At 65.4% G+C, this 625-nt stretch carries 1 protein-coding gene; it reads left to right on the plus strand.

The window, feature by feature from the left end; genetic code table 11:
- A partial coding sequence (locus tag D3D02_RS18415) for a substrate-binding domain-containing protein (RefSeq protein WP_199723188.1) occupies positions 1 to 601 on the plus strand: 601 nt, incomplete at its 5' end.
- Between the last annotated feature and the right edge of the window lie 24 nt (positions 602 to 625).

The raw sequence follows: 625 nt of genomic DNA on the forward strand, positions 1-625 counted from the left end.
CCTCCGAGCCGGACACGGTATCAACCGCCGCGACCTGATGCACAACGACTTCCTCGTCGTCGGTCCCGAAGACGACCCCGCCGGTATCGACGCCGTCGGCAACGACCCGATTGCTGCGTTTCGGCGAATCGCCGACGCGGACGCGCTGTTTCTCTCCCGCGGTGACGACTCCGGAACCCATCTCAAAGAGCAATCGCTGTGGGACCGCGCCGACGCCGACAGGAGCGGCCGCTGGTATCAGGCGACCGGCGACGGCATGGGCGACACGCTCAGACAGGCGAGTCGGCGCGGGGCGTATACGCTCGTCGATAGGGGAACCTACCGCGTGATGTCGGATTCGACACTTCTTGCCGTCTTCGTCGAAGGCCCGCTCGGCGGCGGCCCCGACGTGCTGCGGAACGACTACGCCGTCATTCCGACGAACCCGGCGCGGCACGAGGTGAACTATCCGCTCGCGATGGCCTACGTGGGGTATCTCACCGGGCGTGAAGGCCAGTCGATAATCCGGGATTTCGGCGCGACGACGCTTTTCGTCCCCGACGCGCTCGACGAAGACCCGTCGTTCGACCAGTACCGTCCGGGCTCCGACACAGAGCAATAGTGACCCAGAGTACGCATCCTTAAG

The sequence above is a fragment of the Halobellus sp. Atlit-38R genome (assembly GCF_003665925.1).
Classification (GTDB): Archaea; Halobacteriota; Halobacteria; order Halobacteriales; family Haloferacaceae; genus Haloquadratum; species Haloquadratum inordinatus.